This window comes from Dyadobacter sp. CY323 (assembly GCF_021390245.1).
GTDB lineage: Bacteria > Bacteroidota > Bacteroidia > Cytophagales > Spirosomataceae > Dyadobacter.
Window position 1 is genome coordinate 187,231 of sequence record NZ_JAJUXH010000001.1, and the last position, 15,612, is coordinate 202,842.

At 45.4% G+C, this 15,612-nt stretch carries 7 protein-coding genes; 3 read left to right on the forward strand and 4 right to left on the reverse strand.

The window, feature by feature from the left end:
• Window positions 1-191 precede the first annotated feature (191 nt).
• The 3 genes from LZG72_RS00865 (at window position 192) to LZG72_RS00875 (ending at window position 3,685) form a co-directional block, all read left to right on the forward strand.
• On the forward strand, window positions 192-1,490 hold the full coding sequence (locus LZG72_RS00865) for a hypothetical protein (RefSeq protein WP_233866373.1): 1,299 nt from the start codon (window positions 192-194) through the stop codon (window positions 1,488-1,490).
• A gap of 90 nt (window positions 1,491-1,580) precedes the next feature.
• Window positions 1,581-2,609: a T9SS type A sorting domain-containing protein gene (locus LZG72_RS00870; RefSeq protein ID WP_233866375.1), complete on the forward strand. Its 1,029-nt coding sequence runs from the start codon at window positions 1,581-1,583 to the stop codon at window positions 2,607-2,609.
• A 65-nt stretch (window positions 2,610-2,674) separates the two neighbouring features.
• Window positions 2,675-3,685: a hypothetical protein gene (locus tag LZG72_RS00875; RefSeq protein ID WP_233866378.1), complete on the forward strand. Its 1,011-nt coding sequence runs from the start codon at window positions 2,675-2,677 to the stop codon at window positions 3,683-3,685.
• Window positions 3,686-3,933: 248 nt separating this feature from the next.
• Here the strand turns inward: LZG72_RS00875 and glgB are convergent, their stop codons facing one another.
• The 4 genes from glgB to LZG72_RS00895 form a co-directional block, all read right to left on the reverse strand.
• Window positions 3,934-5,865, reverse strand: a complete 1,932-nt coding sequence (gene glgB / locus LZG72_RS00880; RefSeq protein ID WP_233866381.1) for a 1,4-alpha-glucan branching protein GlgB — start codon at window positions 5,863-5,865, stop codon at window positions 3,934-3,936.
• 9 nt (window positions 5,866-5,874) lie between these two features.
• On the reverse strand, window positions 5,875-9,213 hold the full coding sequence (gene treS / locus LZG72_RS00885; protein WP_233866383.1) for a maltose alpha-D-glucosyltransferase: 3,339 nt from the start codon (window positions 9,211-9,213) through the stop codon (window positions 5,875-5,877).
• Between the two features lie 8 nt (window positions 9,214-9,221).
• The gene (locus tag LZG72_RS00890) at window positions 9,222-11,174 is read right to left on the reverse strand and encodes an alpha-1,4-glucan--maltose-1-phosphate maltosyltransferase (protein WP_233866385.1); all 1,953 of its coding nucleotides are present in this window, start codon (window positions 11,172-11,174) and stop codon (window positions 9,222-9,224) included.
• Between the two features lie 153 nt (window positions 11,175-11,327).
• A complete protein-coding gene (locus LZG72_RS00895) occupies window positions 11,328-15,560 on the reverse strand; it encodes a hybrid sensor histidine kinase/response regulator (RefSeq protein WP_233866387.1) in 4,233 nt (1,410 codons plus the stop codon).
• Window positions 15,561-15,612: the final 52 nt, after the last annotated feature.

Consider the following 15,612-nt stretch of genomic DNA (forward strand, 5'->3'; position numbering starts at 1 on the left):
ATTCCATATTTGTGATGTAATTATTCGGATTAGCACTAATTACTAAATGAAATGTTTCACTATCACACAAAATTAAACTGTATGGAAAAACACCAGAATTCAGCAATTTATTTACACACTATTCAGAAATCCATGTATGAAAAATTACCCTTCTCAAACATGAAAATTTCACACTTTAAATGTTTACCAAGATGAAAAAATTACTATTTATTTTAATTGCAATTACAACTTTCGGATTGAAATTTGTGAATGCGCAAAATATACCTTCCACAGCAGGGCCAACTAATTGCAATTGCCTGCCTCAGGGATGGGAGTATGGGGTAGGTAGTGGAAGTTACACATCAAACCGCACTTACTATGGTGCAAATACTTTGAACCAGTCGATAGCGTTTACGCCGATGCTTCCACCACTTCCTTCCGGTGCAAATACATTTATAAGTCTTCATGGTGGAAGTGTTGGGGCCGTGGTTGCTGGTTTAGTGCCGGGAAAAAAATACAAGTTTAACTACTCGGTGATTTCTGCCAAAACCGATTATAATGTAAATGGTGAGGATCATTCTGCTTATTTTTCGAGTACGGTAAACTTTACGATTAGACATGGAAAGGTCGGTCAAAATCTTACCACACATATCATAAATTTTGATAAAATAACAGAAGAGGGTATTTGGAAAACAAGTGCATTTGAGTTCACTCCTGTTGGATCAACAGTTTACGTCACTTTTGAGGATCTCGGCGGGTTGAAACCCGGCTTTGTAGGACTCGACTTAAATGTCAATGCAATTGAGCAATGCAATGCCGGAGTAACCCAAGTACCTCTCAGTAAGTCAAATGTGGAGATTTTGTGTCCTGCGACTACGGCCAATCTTGTATTGGAAACCTTCGGAGGACTTATACCTTCAGGCGTTTCTTTGAAATACTTTACAACTCCGGATCGCACGACTTTACCACTTACTGCTACAGAAGTTGGTCCAGGAACGTATTACGCATTTTATTACGATGAAGCCAACAATTGTTATAATACCAAATATTCGACTGCGAAGATTGATGTGACTTATAAGCCCTGCGCGGACATTACGCCAACAATTGGCATCGATGGATTAAATTTTGGAGGAGCAACTACAAGAGATTTTGTGGTGAACTTGTTTGAGAATAACGGAAGCCCAACAAATGGGAACGTTTCCTTCAGAATTACCAAACCGAGTGGATTTACGATTAGCTATCCTACAATCAGTGGTACGTCAATGGTTAGCGGAGGCAAGCAAAATGAGAATTCCAATTGGACATTTGTTGAAAACGGAATATTCATCACCGCCAGCTCCACCGTTCCCATTCCCGCAAAAGGCAAAGCGGTAATTGGTTTTAATGTTAAACGTAAGCCGACGGCCCAAAAAGGCCTAACGCAAAGTTTGACATCGACTATTCTCTCAGGTGCGGGAGGTGAACAGAACTCGAAGAACAACTCCATAGCAACAAGTGTATCAGCGAATTGATAATTAATCAGCCTGCCGACCAAAAATGTTCACTCATCGGCCGATGAGTGAACATTAACTCTCAATTATTAACTAATAAACAAAACACATATGAAAGCGAATAAAACTCTACTTGGCTTATTCTTCCTGGCAGCCTCTGCGATGCCGCAGTTCACAGTTGCCCAGGATGTAAGTATTAACATTTTTCCAATACCCGGAAGTCCCTTGAATCACACAAACAGCGTTCTCGAAGTGGCCATTTGCAACGAGGATACGGAGAACATTCCAGCAGATGCAAACAGATTGACGCCTTTGGTCAGTTTTCCGGACAATCTTGACATTTTGGGTGCTGTAAATGAGGATGGTAGTCCACTTACCAATTTCGCGATTATGGTCATGACGAATGATCCAGACAATCATAACATTCGCCTAATAAACGTTAATCCGATACCCAATGGGGAGTGCTTTATTTTTCATATACAAATAAGAGGTAATAGTACAGAGGGAGGCGGAACCACAACAGCTACATTGGGTTTTGAGGGGCCACAGACTGAAGGAAACAATATAGGAAATGATAATGGGACGGCAGTCATTACGGTCATGCTGAATTTACCAGTAACCCTTAAAGCCTTTAATGCCGTTGCTGAGGGAAAGACTGCGCTTTTGAACTGGTCGACTACCGAAGAGACGAACAGCGATCATTTCGATGTCCAAAGAAGTTCAGATGGTAAAAATTGGAAAACATTCGAGACGGTTGCCTCACATGGCGATAGTAAAGAGCTTAATCTGTATTCCGCAACAGACAAAGATCCACTGAATGGAGAAAACCTTTATCGTTTGCACATGATCGACAGAGACGGCAGTAGTACGTATAGTAGCATCCGTAACGTCAATTTTGAGATCGAGCCGGTCGTCGTTTATCCTAATCCCGCGTCTAACCAGATTAAAATTAAAACTGCTGAATGGGAGAAGATTGTCTCCATTGATCTGACAGATTCAAACGGAAAATCGGTGTATAAATCGGGTGAGAAACTGGAATCTACCATCGATATCAATAAGCTGAGAGGCGGAGTTTATACCGTTCGCATTGTCCAAAAGAATGGATCAGAAAGTGATCATAAGATTGTCATTGGCAAATGACGTACCTAATTTTCAGTTTGTCAGGTGCAGTGAAATCAGACAGTTATTTTACTTCTCAGTAACGTATGTTGAAAACACTATATATACTAGTAATAGCCGGTTTTTGCCTTCAACAGGCGAGTGCGCAAAGCGTAAGCAGGACGTCCGGCGCGGTTTGTAAGTATTGCCTGCCGATCGGCTGGTCCATGGATGGGAGCGCATCTAATTTGTTCCCGAGTATATCCAATAGCAATCACTGGGGAGGAGAGTCAGATGCGCCGTGGGTTCCCGCTTTACAGGGAACCCCGCCTTCCGGCTACAACACATTTCTCAGTTCCTATAATTCTGTTAACGTTACCAACACTTCGAGTACCACGATAACGGGCTTAACACCGGGGCAGACGTTTTACTTGAAATACAGTGTGATGGCATCCAGAACGGAGTATTCCGGAGGAAAAGAATATGGCGAAACGGCCACTTTGCAATTATCAGCGGGCGCAACGGAGAGTGAAACAACTACATTTGTGCCCAATGAGAATACCAGCAAATGGATTACGAAGTACCTCAAATTCACGCCAACAGCGACTTCGGCAAAACTTACCTTTTCAGGTACTGGGAGTTCGGGTGGATTTGTCAACCTCGATATTGACGATGCTGCTATCAGCCGTTGTCCCGATTTGTCACCAAACATGGTTATCGAGGGTTTAAACTTTGGCCCGGAAAAGGATAGAGATTTTCTCGTGAACATATACGAGATTAATAATGGGAAAACCAATCAGAGTATCAGCTTCCGGATAACAAAGATTAACGGCTTTACCATTACGTATTCAAATCATCATGGTATATCCAAAGTTTTCGGGGATAAGCAGAACGAAAATGGGAATTGGACCTTTACCGAGACGGCACAATTCATAACTGCGACATCGAATGCACCGATTGCTGCAAATGGGAAAGCTACCATTGGTTTCAATGTCAAGCGAAAGGCGGTTGCCGGAGCTGGGCTTACTCAAAATTTGACAACCACAGTTTTGTCGAATTCGGGAGGTGAAATAAAAAGTCAGAACAATACCGCATTAACTAGTCTGTCTACCAACTAGTTATCAGACACGAGAAATGCCGAACAGCCAGACTATATTAAATAGTCAGTTGTTCGGCATTGTTGCTGAGTAAGTATTTATTCCCGTTAACAATCACTCCTCACGAAAATGAGAAAACTAATATTGATACTATTGATGATCTGTCTGGTTCTTGTCGGTATCCTTCGATCGTAAAGCATTCTCCTACATTAGCCCCCCATCAATAAACGCCGTTTACAGCTTAACTACCGTGCCGCAACGATCAAATGTCACAACCAATCGAATCCCGACTCAAACTTCAAAACGATCAACCCCAGCGGCGGCAACGTCATCGGAATTGAATGGCCCAAACCATGCTTCGGAATAGGGTAGCTTTCCATAGTATCCCGAGAAACCAGATCGGAGCCACCGTATTTCAAATTGTCAGTATTGAAAATCTCCTTGTAATACCCTGGTTTCGGGACACCTATCCGATAGTTGTTTCTTACAACTTCCGTGAAATTTCCTATGAAAATCAGATGGTCTTCCTCACGATTCCCTTTTCGTATCCAGCTAAAAACGCTGTTTATTGCATCTTGATTATCAATCCACTGGAAACCTTCCGGCGAGAAATTTCTCTCATAAAGTGCCGGCTCGCTTTGATATAGTACATTTAAATCCCTCAATATGTTCTGAATTCCCCGGTGAGCGGGATTTAGGTTTTCGTCCCAGTCCAGACTGAAATCGTGGCGCCACTCGTGTCTTTGAGCAAAATCGGCTCCCATAAAAAGCAACTTGGCTCCCGGATGCCCGTACATGTACCCATAAAGCAAGCGAAGATTGGCAAACTGCTGCCAGCTATCCCCAGGCATTTTATTGATCAGTGAATTCTTACCATACACCACCTCATCGTGAGAAAGTGGCAGTGTGAATTTTTCTGAATAGGCATAATGCATGCTAAATGCTAGCTGCCCCTGATGATACGAACGGTAAACCGGTTCTTTCTGGAAATACGAAAGTGTGTCGTGCATCCAGCCCATCATCCATTTCATATCAAAACCTAGACCGCCATTAGCGATGGGCTGCGTTACACCCGGCCAGGCCGTGGATTCTTCGGCCACGGTAAACACGTCGGGAAAATAAAGGTGTACTGTGCTGTTGAATTCCTTTAAAAAGGCAACCGCTTCCAGATTTTCCCTGCCTCCGTATTGGTTTGGAATCCATTCACCCTCATTTCGGGAATAGTCCAGATAAAGCATAGATGCCACTCCATCCACGCGCAATGCATCAATGTGGAATTTGTCCAGCCAGTAAATCGCATTAGAAATCAAAAACGATTTAACCTCATTTCTTCCAAAATTAAAGATGAAGCTTTTCCAGTCCGGGTGAAAACCCTGTCTGGGATCTGCGTGTTCATACAAATGTGTTCCATCAAAATAACCCAACCCATGTTCGTCGGTAGGGAAATGAGACGGTACCCAATCCAATATAACCCCGATGCCCGCCTGATGTAGAGCATCAATCAGAAACATAAAGTCCTGTGGCGTACCAAAACGGCTTGAAGGCGCAAAATAACCCGTCAGCTGATAGCCCCACGAACCGTAGAACGGATGTTCCATGACAGGCATAAACTCAATATGGGTGAAGCCCATGTATTTGCAATATTCCGGTAACTCCAAAGCAAGCTCCCGATAGGTCAGGAATCGATCTTCCTCCTCGTGCTTCCTGCGCCAGGAGCCGATATGCATTTCATAAATCGAAATTGGCTTGCTTAATGGAGGTGATTTCTTCCTCGATTCGAGCCACTCGGCATCATTCCATTCATAATTCAGGTCCCAGACAACCGTAGCAGTGTGCGGTGGAGTTTCCCAATGAAATGCATAGGGATCTCCTTTCTCAACCTCATAGCCACTACCTGTTTTAACAAAATATTTGTAATATTCTCCGTTACCAATGGCGGGGACAAATCCTTCCCATATTCCGGAATGGTCGGCTCTAGGCTGCATTGGGTTAGCGCTTCTATCCCAGCCATTAAAATTCCCAACCACAGAAACCTCATTTGCATTTGGGGCCCAAACTGCGAACGAAGTCCCCTTTTGGCCGTTCAGTTCGGTAATGTGAGAACCAAGTTTATTATATACATGATGGTGTGTGCCGGACCTGAAAAGGTTAACGTCAAACTCAGTAAGCAGCGATACGGCATTGTTTTGGACCTCTGTCATAATCGGTTTTTATACGTTAACAGTTTCATTTTTTTTCAGGATAGACTTAATGCCTCGCAGCGGTACAGTCACCCACGACGGTCTGTTATTGACTTCGTAGTTTAGCTCGTACACCGCTTTCTGCAAAAGGAATGTCTGCAGCAAAATATTCAGGTCTTCTTTTTTCTGCGGAATGATCGGATTATCCTTGATGGTTTCAAGATATGCTTTCATGAAGAAACCACTCATGTAATGATACCATTGTTCTACATATGGAAGCAGTTTGCCGATATCTTCCTTCCGGATCTGGTTGTCGAGATAAAGGCTGCCATAGGCTGCATAATGGAAAGACCGCAGCATACCAGCCACGTCGCGCAGTGCGGAACGCTTCAGACGTCGCTCGCTATAACTTCTGGCCGGCTCGCCCTCAAAATCCAGAATGACAAAATCTTTACCCGTAAATAAAACCTGACCCAAATGGTAATCACCATGGATACGGATTTTGGAAGTGTCAATTTTATGGCTGTAAATCTTTTTAAGTTCAGTCAGAATTTCATCTTTCATCGCCAACACTTCATCCGCCTCTGTCTTGATTTCCGGGGTCAACTTTTTAATATTCCGGTTCAGGCTTTGGAAAGCAACGCGAACAAGTGACTGCAGTGATGAGTAAACCGACCTTTGATAGTGCAGCGAAAATTCTTCCGGTTTGAAATCCGGCGTATCGGTTCCCGATGCCAATGCCAGGTGCATTTCGGCAGTTCTGACGCCCAACAATGCAACTTGTTCAGCAACCGGTACATCCAAAAGATCTTTCAGTACGTCCGGAATGTCTTCATAACCAACAGGTTCTGTTAAAGTCCCGTGTAGCTCCTGCGGAAGTTCTATGTCCGAACTCAGAAGGATTTTCTCATTGAAGCTGTCGAGGCGGTCCAGCATATTTGCCCAGGCATCGGTACTGTTATTGACCATTTCCTGCATCATACCCAGCACCATGGAGTCGTTTTTATACTTCCATTCCACAGCCCCTACAAATGCGGGAATGTTGGGGAACTTAGCATTATGGGTAAGGAAATGCGTAATTTCCATATCCGGGTTAATTGCCCGGTCCACCTTCCGGTAAAGCTTGAAAAAATACTTACCGTCGTAGGTAATGGAAGTGTTGCTCTGTTCACCCGAAAGTACGCGCGGCTTGATCTTCTCGGTTTCACGGACATGTGCCTGCACATCTGCATTACCTGAGAACTGGATCTCGCTGTCTTTTGCGGGCACCTTCGCATTTTGCGCAATGTTTTCAATAAGCGCCTGCTGCAATTCGAGACCGTAAATGGCGTCAAACAATACACCTTCTTCCTCTCCCTCAACCTGAATACGGGCGATCACAGCCTGTGGGCAGTTCTCTTTTACTTTGTATGAAAACGGTTCCTTTCCGAATGCAACCGGGAGCTGGTACATCTCGGGAAGATCGTTCTGATAGAATGCTTCCAGCAGCAAAAGGTAGCATGGTGGGTTATTACCTAATGGAATCGATGCATGGGAAATGATCTTGATACTATCTAAACCTTTCCCTTTTCCACCAAACCAGCGCATTTTCATCAGGTAATTTGGCAGAAAGTCGTTTTCCAGCTGCTCCAATATTTCCGGTTGAAGCAGGTCGGGCCATTTATCCAGGGTTATCAATGGAAGCTCAGCGGTTTCGCCAATTTCGGGATGGGTTTTTTGTAACACAAAACATTGACACGCATACGCTTCAAGCGTGAAAAAGTAGGGGGTGCTATCCTTGATGGATGGAAATTTGTTTTTGCTATAAATCTCGACCGGCTGGAATCCTTTATATTGATCCAGATCAAGTTCCAAAGGCTGGGGAAAACGAGATAAGTTCGCAATTACCAGCATTGTTTCGTCTTCATAAGTTCTTGTAAATGATAGAACTTTCGAATTTTCCGAGTTCAGGAAATGAATGTCGCCGCGACCAAAAGCTTTGTATTTTTTGCGGGTGCTGATAGCCTTTTTCATCCACCATAAAAGGGACGACGAATTCCGCGATTGCAATTCGACGTTAATGGATTCGTAATGATACTGCGGATCGAGGATCAATGGTAGGTAGAGACGCTGCGGGTTGCTTTGAGAAAATCCAGCATTACGGTCCGGGCTCCATTGCATGGGAGTTCTCACCCCGTCGCGGTCGCCGAGGTAGAAATTATCACCCATTCCGATCTCGTCTCCGTAATAAATAATAGGCGTTCCCGGAAAAGTGAATAGCAGCGAATTGAGCAATTCTATTTTTTTTCTGTTGTTTTCAAGCAGTGGGGCGAGCCGGTGCCTGATACCCAGATTGATCCTCGCCTTCGGATCTTTTACATATACTTTGTACATATAGTCCCGCTCCTCGTCTGTCACCATTTCGAGCGTCAGCTCGTCGTGGTTACGCAGGAAAATACCCCACTGACAATTCTCCGGGATCGCGGGAGTCTGGTCAAAAATGTCGGTGAGTGGATATCTGTCTTCCATTTGCAAAGACATAAACATCCGCGGCATGATCGGGAAATGGTAGTTCATCTGACATTCGTCGCCATCGCCAAAGTAGGCAGCGGAATCTTCCGGCCACATATTGGCCTCCGCCAGTAGCAGAGTTCCCGGATACCGCTCATCGACGTACTTCCGCAATTTTTTCAGGTAGGCGTGTGTTTCAGGAAGATTTTCGCAGTTGGTGCCGTCGCGTTCGAACAAGTACGGTACAGCATCAAGCCGGAAACCGTCTACACCCATTTTGCACCAGAAATTCAGGATTTTCAAAATTTCCTCCTGAACCAGCGGACTATCATAATTCAGATCGGGCTGGTGGTGAAAAAACCGGTGCCAGTAATACTGGTCGGCCTCACTATCCCAGGTCCAGTTTGATTTCTCGTAATCCTGAAAAATGATGCGCGCGTCTTTGAACTGCTTTGGATCGTCGGTCCAAACATAGAAGTTCCGATGGTCGGACCCTTTCGGTGCTTTCCGTGCACGCTGAAACCAGGGATGCTGATCGGAGGTATGGTTGATGACCAGCTCAGTAATTACTTTCAATCCGCGTTTGTGCGCTTCTTTAAGGAATTGTTTAAACTCATTTAAATCCCCATAGGACGGATTAATGGAGTAGTAGTCCGCAATATCGTAACCATCGTCACGCAGGGGAGAGGGGTAAAACGGCAAAAGCCAGATCGCCGTCACACCCAGATCCTGCAGATAGTCCAGCTGCTCCATTAAACCTTTGAAATCGCCGATCCCGTCACAGTTTCCGTCCTTAAATGCCTTAATATGAAGTTCGTAAATGATTGCATCCTTATACCAATGCAGATTTTTTTCAACAGATCCTTTTCTAAATTCCATAACTAATTTCAGTTGAGTGTTTCAATTTTTAAAATGTGTGCAGGCATTTCGTATGGGTTCATCTGGACATAGTTGTACTCGCCTTGCCAGTAGTATTTTTCTCCACTGAGCATATCACGGACCACATAAGTCTGATTACTGTAAATTCCGAACTTATGGATCGGGACCTTGATGTGCGCCCCCTGGGTATTCCAGTTGTCCAGGTTCACAGCGATGATCAATGCATTACCCGTCTCCTCATCCGTCTTGGTATAGCAGATAACCATGTCATTGTTGGTTTCTGTGAAATCAACGTTCCAGGTCGTTTGCAAGGCAGTGTTTTCTTTGCGAATGCGGTTTACCCGCGTAATGATCTCCCGGGTCCTGCTATATCGTTGCCAGTCCCATTGCTTGATTTCATATTTCTCATTATCGGTATATTCTTCTTTCCCCGGATGCGGCGTGTTGACGCCATATTCGTAAACCGGACCATACAAGCCATAATTCGAGGAAAGCGTTGCTGCGAGAATGAAGCGGGCGATATGCGCATTTTCTCCGCCTTCTGCTAAATGGTGGGGTAGAATGTCAGGCGTGTTGGGCCAGAAATTCGGGCGGAAATAGTATTGCTGGTCGGTTTCAGTGAGTTCACGCAAATATTTCTCGATCTCCCATTTGCTGGTGCGCCAGGTAAAATAGGTGTAGGATTGATTAAAACCGACTTTTGCCAAACGCTCCATCACACGCGGCCGGGTAAATGCCTCAGCCAGGAAAATGGTTTCAGGATTTTTCTTTCTGATCTCAGCAATCACCCATTCCCAAAAACCAAATGCTTTAGTGTGCGGATTATCGATCCGGAAAACACGGACTCCTTTATCAATCCAGAATTCGAGAACACTTTTCAGCTCGTTCCAAAGATTTTGCCAGTCATGTGTTTCAAAATCAAAGGGTAAAATATCCTCATACCTCTTCGGCGGGTTCTCCGCATACTGGACAGTCCCATCAGGCCGCCATTTAAACCATTGCGGATGGTCCTTCACATAAGGATGGTCCGGTGCGCATTGGTACGCTATATCCATTGCGATTTCGATATCCAGCTTTTTCGCCTCGCTCACCAGCTCACTGAAATCTTCGATAGTACCCAGTTCGGGATGGACTGCTTTGTGCCCGCCCAGCCGGTTACCGATTGCCCAGGGAGATCCCGGATCGGTTTCTGAGGGAGTCAGGGAATTGTTTTTTCCTTTTCTTTTTAATTCACCAATGGGATGGACCGGGGGGAAATATAATGTATCAAAACCCATTTTAGCCACATTGGGCAACAGGTTGATCACGTCTCTGAATGTACCGTGGCTGTCAGGAAAAGCAGATGCTGATCTTGGGAAAAGCTCGTACCAGGCACTAAAACCTGCTTTTTTGCGCTCAATCTCCAAATTGAATGTCTGGTCGTAAACAGTAATCCTGTCGGTATACCGTATTTTGGACATAGCCTCGGCGAGCTCGTCACTAATGGCGAGGTTCACAGCATTTTCGGGATTTTGAGATGTTTTAAATTGTCCGATCCAGGAGCTGAAATCGGCTTCTGCATTCGCTAATGCGGATGCTTCTTCGAGTATTTCTACGCCGATGAGGATTTCAACGGATATATCCTGATTCGCATTCAATTTCTTGACCAGCCCGTTTTTCCAGGTTGTAAAATGGTCGATCCAGCCGGTAAAGCGGTATTCGTAAAAACCCATTTTCCCGGGCCGCCACATAGCTTCCCACCGGTCGTTGATCACCAGGTGCATCGGGATTTCCTCCCAAAGCGTATCCGATTTGTGCTTGTAAACAACCGCAGCTGCGACAACGTCGTGACCGTCTCCAAAGATATCGGCTGAAAAATGCACACTTTCGCCGATTGCACGTCTTGCAGGGAACCTTCCTGCTTCAACTTGTGGGGTAACGTTGGTAATAACCACACGTTTTCTGCCATCCGTAACACTCATCGACCCTATTGTTTAGTTTCCATTTGTTGAATGGATCTATACAATCAAAATCATGCCGGAACGATTGGTTTAGTCAGGATAACGGGCGTTTTAATGAATAAACGCATAGCCAGGTTTGAAGGTTAATGAATTGAAGTACTGCCAATTGTAAATTTAAAGCAAGCTTTGAAGATTTACTGCCGAAACAGCCTGTTTCAAGGCGAAAGCACTGCTGAGAGCAGTTTTGATATCCTCATAACGAATCGGTTTTGAAACATAATCATCCATTCCAGCCCTCAGGCAGATGTCACGGTCTTCTGGCATTGCATTGGCGGTGACGGCAATAATGAAAGGTTGTCGTCCCGGAAATTTTCGGATTAACCCGGTGGCTTCCAGGCCATCCATCACGGGCATCTGAACATCCATGAATATAATGTCAAACATTTCCTGACCGGCCAGCGCAACCGCCTCTCTGCCATTGTGAGCTACGCGTGCCGAATATCCGAGTTTCGCCAGAAGTGAAACCAGCAGTTTTTCATTGATCAGGTTGTCTTCGGCGATGAGAATATTTAATGGAAACTCTTCCGCAAAATACGTGGATAATAAATTTTTTCCACTGACAGCTTTGGGTTCTACCGTTACTGTATGCCTGGAAAGTTCTTTTCTGATCACATCACCGAGCTTTTGATGTTTAACAGGTTTGGTTAGCACCGAACAAAAAAGGCCTGGATTGGCTTTTCGGGCTTCATCGCCCACGGAGCTCAGCAGAACAATGGAAAGGTCCGGCAATATTGATTTAACCTGTCTGGCCAGCTCGACCCCATTCATTTCAGGCATGTTCAGATCTGTCAGCATCAGGTCGATAGCCGGTTTCTTTTTCAGGAGTTCAAGCGCTTGGGTGCCCGAGGTTGCAAGCATTGGTACCAGCTTCCAGTATTTCAGCTGGGTTTCGATGATCCGGAGGTTGGTTTTATTGTCGTCGACAACAAGTACCGTTTTCCCTTCGAATTCGGTACCGTTAAGTTTTGTGGAGTTTCCCGTGGTGTCATCGCTGGCTTTCGAGATAACCGTGAAGTAGAAACTCGTCCCTTTTCCTTCCTCACTTTCCGCGTAAATCCTTCCGCCCATTAGCTCCACCAGGCGCTGACTGATAACCAGGCCAAGACCCGTGCCGCCGTATTTTCGTGTATGTGAAGAATCGACCTGGGAAAATGCTTTAAAGAGCAGATCAAGCTTGTCGCGGGCAATACCGATGCCGGTATCCTGTACCTGAAAGGTCAGCTCGATTTCACCTTCATTATCTCTGTGGTTGCATTCCACACTCACCAGTATTTCACCTTCATGGGTAAACTTCACCGCATTGTTGACCAGATTGATCAGGATCTGGCGGAGCCGGAGATTATCGCCGATGATCCGGGAAGGTATTTCGGGATCGATCTGATAAACCAGGTCCAGCCCCAGGTCAGCCGCTTTATTTGAAAATATTCCCAAAACTTCCTCAATGCATTCGTGCAGGTCAAACGGCTTTCGTTCCAGTTCCATATTCCCGGACTCAATCTTGGAGAAGTCCAGAATATCGTTGATCACGGTGAGCAGCCCGTCTCCGCAGCCAATGATCGTCTCGGTATATTCCGCCTGATCTTCCGTCATATCAGTTTGTGAAAGTAGCATTGCCATACCCAGGATGCCATTCATCGGTGTACGGATTTCGTGGCTCATCGTCGCCAGGAACACACTTTTTGCCTGATTCGCTTTTTCGGCTTCGTGACGTGCCTGCTGCTCTTCAATGTGCTTTCTTTGCAGCTCGTCATTCAGCTGATGCAAATGCGAAGCCTGTGATTCTAGTGCATGGGTTTTTTCCACTACCTCTTTAGTCCTTTCAAAAACCTGATTTTGTAAAACCTCCTTTTGCCGCTTAATTTCTCTCACACGTGCCTGATAAATCAGATATATGATCCCAACGACGGTTAGGAACAGCAAAATTCGAAACCACCAGGTTTGCCAGAACGGCGGCACCACATGCAGCAAAATGGACGTACCCACCTCATTCCAGATGCCGTCGTTGTTAGAAGCTTTCACCCGGAATGTGTAGTTCCCCGGATCTAGATTGGTATAGGTGGCTTTTCTTACATTGTTTGAATAAATCCAGTCACTGTCGAAACCTTCCAGCTTGTACGCATATTTATTTTTGTGGGAAATTGTGTAATTGAGCGCCGTAAACTCGAAAGACAGCATCAGATCTTTGTACGAAACGGTGATTTCCCTGGTCTCCGTAATGTGTTTGGTCAAAGGCGAACCTTTATCGTGCACATGCATGGATTTATTGAAAATCTGAAAATCGGTGATGTAAACGGGCGGGACGGCGTGATTGTAATGAATGCTGTCGGGATGAAACACATTCAGGCCGGTTTGTCCGCCGAAGAACATTTCACCAGCCTTATTTTTATAGGCCGAAAATTTGTTGAACGACGTCCCTTGTAAACCGTCGTCTATATCGAAATTATGAAAGGTGTTTGCGATAGGATCAAAATTGCATAACCCATTGTTGGTGCTGATCCACAGGGTACCCTTGGAATCCTCACTCATTCCCCAGATCACATCGTTGGGAAGCCCGTCTTTCTGCCGGTAACGCGTAAATGTACTGGTCGCCCGGTCTAGCAGATTCAGCCCGCCGCTGGTACCCACCCAGAAATTCCCTTTTGAATCTTCAAAGAAACAGTTGACCAGGTTGTTGCTGATCGTCTTTTCATTATGCTGATCGTGGACGAAATGGAGAAATGATTTTTCGTTTGGGTTAAACCTATTAATGCCGTCACCTTCACTTCCTGCCCATATCGTACCGCTTTTATCCACAAAAGCCGAAACGATAATGTCGCTGCTAATGCTTTTTGGGTCAGCAGGATCATGTTTAAAGCGCGTGAAAGTATTGGCGGCCTTGTCAAATCGCAGCAACCCTCCCGAGCCGCCGATCCACAGCGATCCGCGGCGATCATCGGCAATGCTGTAAATGTTATCCCGGATTGTGGCTTCCCCGGGGTAGAGCTTACTGAGGTTGTGAAAACTTTTTGTTTTCGGATCGAACATGCTCAGGCCGCCTTTGTAATTTCCGATCCACATTTTTCCATCAATGTCCCGGACGAGAGCTGTAATGTAGTTACTCGGTAAACTCTGAGGCTGATCGGGTTGATGAGCGAAAATCTCAAACTTACCGGTTTTTCGGTCCCAGACGTTAATGCCTCCGCCGTCTGTTCCAAGCCACATTTTCCCGTTCGGACCTTCGGCAATGGACAGGATGTTGTCATTACTTATGCCTTCCGACCTGCCAGGGATACTTTGGTATTTTTCAAATTTCAGTGGCTCGTGAGCCATCACATTCACTCCGCCGCTGAAAGTACCTACCCACATGTTACCCGTTTTATCACAAAAAAGCGCGTAAATCGAACCATTGTTGAGACCATCCTTATTATTCCTGTCAAAAAGATATTTGGTAAAGCGGCCATCCTTTTCGAGAATATTAATGCCGCCATTCCGCGTGCCGATCCATAACTTTCCCTTTTTGTCTTCCGCGAACGAAATGATGTCGTTATGCGAAATCCCATCCGGGTTCGATGACTGGTAACGGTAAGTAGTAAATGTTCCTGCGGCACGGTCCATCCGGTTCAAACCTCCATTCTCGGTGGCGACCCAGAGATTTCCAGGCATATCTTCGTAAATCCGGTTGACTTCATTTTTGCTTAGTGAATTTGGGTCGCCCGGATTGTGCAGATACTGGCGGAATGTCCCGCGTGAGCCGTCCAATTTATTGATGCCACCGGTTTGAGTCCCGGCCCAAACGGTGCCTGAGCGATCGACCAGCACGGTTTTGACGAAATCGTCGCTCAAACTTTCCGCATTACCGGCATCATGCATGTAGCGTTTAAAGGTTTTTTTGGATAGATCAAAAAAGTTCAACCCGCTGCCTGTGGCGATCCACAGATTCCCATTACCGTCTTCCGCAATCGACATGATCTTGTTGTCGCTGATACTGGACGGGTTTTGCTTGTCGTGCTGAAAGTTGGTGAACCGGTCTTTCTGACGGTCGTATAAGCTCAGGCCGCCATCTTCCGTTCCGATCCAGAGCCTCCCTTTCCGATCTTCAAAAAGCGTATTAATGACGCTGTGCGCAATGCTGTGCGGATTTTGCGGGTCGTTTCGGTAAACGGTAAAATTATATCCATCGTAACGATTGAGGCCATCGCGGGTCCCGAACCACATGAAGCCTCGGCGGTCCATCACGATGCTGGATACGTTGTTTTGCGAAAGTCCCTGGTTGGTAGTGAGGTGGCGAAATGGACGGTGTATTTCCTGGGCCCGAGAATTTAAAAGAGAAAGGAATAGGAACAGACCGGATAATAAAGATACTTTCATTTTGTGCAGTATCTGAATAAAGTATTAGGCATCATTTTCTTATTTTGGAAAT

Bases quoted from the DNA above. Each gene is read 5' to 3' on its own strand.
- glgB (WP_233866381.1), bottom strand. From the start codon at position 5,865: ATGACAGAGGTCCAAAACAATGCCGTATCGCTGCTTACTGAGTTTGAC.
- LZG72_RS00865 (WP_233866373.1), top strand. From the start codon at position 192: ATGAAAAAATTACTATTTATTTTAATTGCAATTACAACTTTCGGATTG.
- LZG72_RS00870 (WP_233866375.1), top strand. From the start codon at position 1,581: ATGAAAGCGAATAAAACTCTACTTGGCTTATTCTTCCTGGCAGCCTCT.
- treS (WP_233866383.1), bottom strand. From the start codon at position 9,213: ATGGAATTTAGAAAAGGATCTGTTGAAAAAAATCTGCATTGGTATAAG.
- LZG72_RS00875 (WP_233866378.1), top strand. From the start codon at position 2,675: ATGTTGAAAACACTATATATACTAGTAATAGCCGGTTTTTGCCTTCAA.
- LZG72_RS00890 (WP_233866385.1), bottom strand. From the start codon at position 11,174: ATGAGTGTTACGGATGGCAGAAAACGTGTGGTTATTACCAACGTTACC.
- LZG72_RS00895 (WP_233866387.1), bottom strand. From the start codon at position 15,560: ATGAAAGTATCTTTATTATCCGGTCTGTTCCTATTCCTTTCTCTTTTA.